General features: G+C 51.2%; 5 protein-coding genes. 4 read left to right on the top strand and 1 reads right to left on the bottom strand.

The window, feature by feature from the left end; all coding sequences use genetic code 11:
* The 4 genes from KDK14_RS16615 to rmuC form a co-directional block, all read left to right on the top strand.
* Positions 1-207, top strand: a 207-nt coding sequence (locus tag KDK14_RS16615; protein WP_257266294.1) for a hypothetical protein, incomplete at its 5' end; no start/stop codon positions are given.
* 85 nt (positions 208-292) lie between these two features.
* A complete protein-coding gene (locus tag KDK14_RS16610; protein WP_257266293.1) occupies positions 293-850 on the top strand; it encodes a sigma-70 family RNA polymerase sigma factor in 558 nt (185 codons plus the stop codon).
* Positions 847-1,503, top strand: coding sequence for a ChrR family anti-sigma-E factor (locus KDK14_RS16605; protein ID WP_257266292.1), 657 nt, complete (start codon positions 847-849; stop codon positions 1,501-1,503). Before KDK14_RS16610 ends, KDK14_RS16605 begins: the two co-directional genes overlap by 4 nt.
* A 196-nt stretch (positions 1,504-1,699) precedes the next feature.
* Positions 1,700-3,730, top strand: coding sequence for a DNA recombination protein RmuC (rmuC, locus tag KDK14_RS16600; RefSeq protein ID WP_257266291.1), 2,031 nt, complete (start codon positions 1,700-1,702; stop codon positions 3,728-3,730).
* Positions 3,731-3,895: 165 nt separating this feature from the next.
* On the opposite strand, the gene KDK14_RS16595 is transcribed toward rmuC, so the two are convergent.
* Positions 3,896-5,060, bottom strand: a 1,165-nt coding sequence (locus tag KDK14_RS16595; RefSeq protein WP_257266290.1) for a hypothetical protein, incomplete at its 5' end; no start/stop codon positions are given.

Genomic DNA, 5,060 nt, shown 5'->3' with positions numbered 1-5,060 from the left:
GAACCACTATTCACTAAAAATTTCCGACTTTTTATCCTCAATTTTCTGCCATCCTTGCTATGGGCGCTATTCTCGGACAGCCTTCTGGCTTCACCGGGAACAGCGCTATGTCTCAGGGCGCCATTCTCGAACAGCCCCCCCCTGTGCTGCAAAGAAACGCTTATACTGGCGAAAAGAAGTGATCATTGGCTGTATCACCGCAGGTGATCGTAATTGGCATTTTTTACGTATAATCATCTATGTATAAATACATCAAAGAATTATGGTATATCTTCGGCTCGTTGAAACCTCCATGGAATTGAAACCTGATCAGGTAACGCATCAGCAGGATTTCAGGCACGTCCTTGTTGATCTGGCGAAAAGTCGCGATAAAAAGCTGTTTATGCAGGTCTATGACTATTTCACTCCGCGGCTGAAAAGCTTTCTGGTCAGAAAAGGGGCGAATGAAGAACTGGCTGAAGAGCTGGTCCAGGAAACCCTGTTGTCGGTATGGCGAAAGACTGCCAGCTACGATCCTGCCAAAGCGACAGCGTCCACATGGATTTTTCGTATCGCCAGAAATCTATGGATTGATCGGCTTCGTAAAGACAAGCCTGATATGCTCTCCCCGCTGAACAATTTTCCCGAGGCAGGTTACACACCCAGTTTGGCGGTCTGTGATTCAGAGCGTTTAAAAGATGCATTGGGTGCCCTGCCTCAGCAACAGGCTCAATTGGTTTATAAAGTGTATTACGAAGGAAAATCCCATCGAGAAATCGCCGAAGATATGGACATGCCCATTGGCAGTGTCAAGTCTGGCCTCAGACTGGCATTTGATAAATTGCGGGTTCGCATTGGAGGTGAGTCATGAACTGCAATCACCACCCCGATGACAGCACCCTGCTTAGTTACGGTGCCTGCAGTTTGCCGGATGCTCTGGCCATAGTTGTTGCCTGTCATCTGGCGGTATGTGACCACTGTCATGGCAAGGTTGCAGACGCTGAACTGATTGGCCATGGGCTGATGGAGCAAGAACCCATGGAACCAATGTCCAAAAAAGCCCGGGATTCGATGTTAGCCCTGTTGGACAAGTCGGTTGACGAGGTATATTCCGAAACTCAGAAAATACCCCATGATCAAGCCGACGGTGATATTCCGGAGCCTCTGCGCCCAATCTCTGGCCAGTGGTTCAGCGATCTCCACTGGCGCACCATGGCACCGGGCATGAAGCAATTTATCCTGCCCGCCTCTCGGGGCAAGCTGCGACTGCTGAAAATTGCTCCGGGTACCTTCATGCCATCCCACGGCCACAGTGGCTCTGAGCTGACCCTGGTGCTCAAGGGGTCATACAGCGACGAGCTGGGGCGTTTCTCTGTCGGCGATGTGGCGGATGTTGACCCGGATATTACCCATCAGCCGGTTGCCGATACTCATGAAGGCTGTATCTGCCTGATTGCCACGGATGGTCCTCTGCGTTTCAAAGGCCTGGTTCCACGGCTGCTGCAACCATTTTTTCAGCTTTAAATACTGCAAGTCAGGTCTTTGGCAAATTTTTTTGCTATGACCTGAACTTTTTCCCGGGTGATGCTGTCAAAATGTCTTTGAGTGCAATTTCCAGAGAGATTCTTTCATGACGCTTACCGCCCTTATCGTAGTTGCCGTGGCCTCACTATTGTCGTTCGTATTGGCGTGGTTCGTCTGTCGGCAGGCTCAGCACAACATGCGATCACAAATGGAGCGGGAAGCCGATGCCCGGCATCTGCAGATTGCCCAGCTGACAGAACAGAAAGTCGATCTGCAGGACGAACTGGCAGAGCAAAGTGCGGTCATGCAGGAACAGCTGGACTCAGGTAAAGCCCTTCTGCACAAGGAGACCTTACGTCTTAACGAATTGGTCAATCAGCATCAGGTCAAGGTCGGCCGACTGGAGGCCATGCTGATTTCAGAGCGCAAGCGTGAAGCAGATAAAAACAGGGACCTTCAGAATCGGGCGAAAGAACTGGCTGTCGAGCGCTCTGGCCGAAGTAAGGCTGAGCAGCGGGTAAAGGAGCTGGAAACCCGTCTCGAAGAACAACAGGTGCAGAGCCAAAAAGCCCTGATGCAACTTCAGGAAAACAAGGAAGCCCTGAAACAGGAGTTCAAACACCTGGCCCACGAAATCTTTGAAGCCAGGGGGAAAGTACTCTCTGATCAGCACCAGGAGCAGCTGCATTCACTGCTGGCACCGTTCAGGGAGCAGCTGGGTGAATTCCGTAACAAGGTTGAACAGGCTCACCTTGAAGACAATGCCAGCCGTGCAGCCTTGAAGCAGCAGCTGGAAACCATGCATCAGCTTAACCGCAAGATGACCGACGATGCCGAGAACCTGGCCAAGGCGTTGAAGGGGGACAAGAAACTCCAGGGCAGCTGGGGTGAAATGCAAGTTGAGACCATTCTTGACAGCAGTGGCCTGATTAAAGGACAGGAATATCAACGGGAACCCAATTTCAGGGATGAAGATGGCCAGAACAAACGGCCCGACTTTATTGTTCACCTGCCTGAGGGCAAACACCTGATTATCGACTCCAAGGTATCACTGGTGGACTACATGGCGTTTGTCAGTGCTGAGACCGATGCTGACCGCGATGCCGCCATGGCCCGCCATATCCAGAACATTCGCAACCACATCAACAGCCTGTACCAGAAAGACTATCCCGGCCTGCCGGAAATCAAGGCTCCTGATTTTGTCTTTATGTTCATGCCCATAGAGCCGGCCTTTATTTCAGCATTCCAGTATGACCAGAAGTTGTTCAATGAAGCATTTGAAAAACGCATCGTGGTTGTCACACCCACTACCCTGCTGGCGACCCTGCGCACCGTTGCCAACCTGTGGACCATTGAACGGCAAAATGCCAACACCCGCAAGCTTGCTGACAAAGGCCGCCAGGTGTACGACAAACTTCGGATTTTTGTCGAGAAGATGGAGAAACTGGATATTCAGCTGGGTAACGCTCGTACCACTTACGACGATGCCATGGGCACACTGAAGCACGGTCGTGGAAACCTGATTGCCCAGGCGGATCAGTTTTTGACGCTGGGGGTTCGGGTTAAAAAGGAGTTGCCTGCCAAGACCCTGGAAACAGCAGACCTTGAGCCGCTAGAGGCAGAAGAGTTATTAGCGCTTGAGGCGCAGAGGCAGCCAACCGTTGCGAAGGTTGATGAAAAGACAGCCTGTCAGGAGGCCATGCCCGCTGCGCAAGAGTCGGTAGCTGAGACCGCAGGGGCCTCCACTTTTGCCGACGAACAACCGAACGAACCAGCGCAAGCCGACGAAGAGCCGGTAGCCCAGCCAGTTGTGAATAACCCGGGCGCAGATCAGGCGGAAAGTTATCCGCAGCCCGAAACTGATGTAGCTGCTGAACAGACTTCTGACAATTCAGAGCTGCCTGTTGACCATCACCAAAACCATAATTCAAATGATCTTGCTTCACTGGAGACAAGGCCTGGCCCGGAATTTGCCCGAGTCACGGACAGCTTGTACCAGAATGATCTTTCAGATGAAGGTGAACTCCCGACTACACCGGACTTTTCTGTGTTGGAGTCCAAACTGTCAGAACTGGGCCTTGATCTGCCTTTGTCTGAAGGACAACTGCCTTCGCCTGAAGGGGAGCTGCCTTCCCTTGAAGCAGAGCTGGCAAGGCTGGAGCAGGAGCATCCTGAATATTCATGGTCAGACTACGAGCAGCAGTACCGGTCAGAAGATTTACCTTAAGGAATTGGCCCGAAATAATTCCACATTTCTGAGCCTGTCGAAGTCCGGCCTCCATTATCGTGCCAGTCATCCTTCGACTCCGCTCAGGATGAACGGAGACCGAGTTTAAAATGTCGGAATTACTTAAGGACTATTCCTCAGTAACAATCCCGTTGCGGAAGAATGTCAATGATTAAACAGCGCCTGATGGTGGTTGTTCAGTGTTATCATAGTTTTTAGATGCACGGCTTTACCCTCTTTTGATTTCGCTGATGCACTGGCCTTCTTAAGCAGAGCCACACGAATATCTCTCTCTGAGGCATTTGGGGACAAACCAAGATCTTTGAGCGCTTTTTTCTGTTTTGTATCAGGACTAGACAAAAAGGGCTTACCATCCTGAGCCTCGCTGGCAATGTATTTTTCGGCGGTCTTGGCAATGTCTCGTGACAGTTTCAGATTACCTGTATTGTTTCCCAACTTCTCAAAGGCACTCTTAAGGACACTTGCTTCGTTATAGGTACTCGCAACACCCAGCATTTTTTTATCAGCGTCCCTCTGCGCTTTTGGTATTGCGTCTGTTGATTTGGCTCTCCGGGTAGCGTTCATCTGTTGAGAAACAACAGACTTCACACCGCTTACATCAACAGGCTTGTTAATTATTCCAGATGTTCGCGCCGGGGCTGATGAAGAGCGAGCAGGAGAAGCTGCTGTACTTGCCGATGTCGAGTCAGCCTGCAGGCTTGCTTTTCGACGTTTTGCGATCTCTCTGATATTGGCCGTTGCTTGACGGACTTCTTGAGCGTTCTCCGTCGGGGCTGATTCTTGCGATCCATCTGAGGAAAAGTCTGGCTCCGGACCAGGTGTCTGGACTACACCCAGGTCCTTTTCATCGCCAGAGGAGTAACCAGAATCGCTGGATAACGAGCCATCCAGCGGGTTTGGACTACCGGCAGTAAATGCTGTTCCTTCCGGATTACTGTCGTCCCCGCTGTCATCGGAACGCCGCTGAGCCGTTTCTGACTGTTCAGTGCCATCAATTTCACCATCGGTGGCATCAAACTCACTGAAACCCTCATCGACTTGGGTTTCCCCAGTGGCTGCCGCTTCGGTCTGGATCGACTCAGTATCAACATTATTTCCATCGCCCCCCTCAAGCTCACTGGCATCATCTCCGGCTGATGTTGTCTCAGTCGATTCCGCTTCGGTCTGGATTGACTCAGTATCAACATTATTTCCGTCGATCCCCTCAAGCTCACTGGCACCATCCCCGGCTGATGTTGCCTCAGTCGATTCCACACTTTGATCGTCTGCAATGGAGGTGTCGTTAGTGTCGATGGATGCTTCATCACTT

It is taken from the genome of Endozoicomonas sp. ONNA2 (genome assembly GCF_024606365.1).
GTDB lineage: Bacteria > Pseudomonadota > Gammaproteobacteria > Pseudomonadales > Endozoicomonadaceae > Endozoicomonas.
This window is presented reverse-complemented; position numbering and strand designations above follow the sequence as displayed.

Bases quoted from the DNA above. Each gene is read 5' to 3' on its own strand.
- KDK14_RS16610 (WP_257266293.1), top strand. From the start codon at position 293: ATGGAATTGAAACCTGATCAGGTAACGCATCAGCAGGATTTCAGGCAC.
- KDK14_RS16605 (WP_257266292.1), top strand. From the start codon at position 847: ATGAACTGCAATCACCACCCCGATGACAGCACCCTGCTTAGTTACGGT.
- rmuC (WP_257266291.1), top strand. From the start codon at position 1,700: ATGCGATCACAAATGGAGCGGGAAGCCGATGCCCGGCATCTGCAGATT.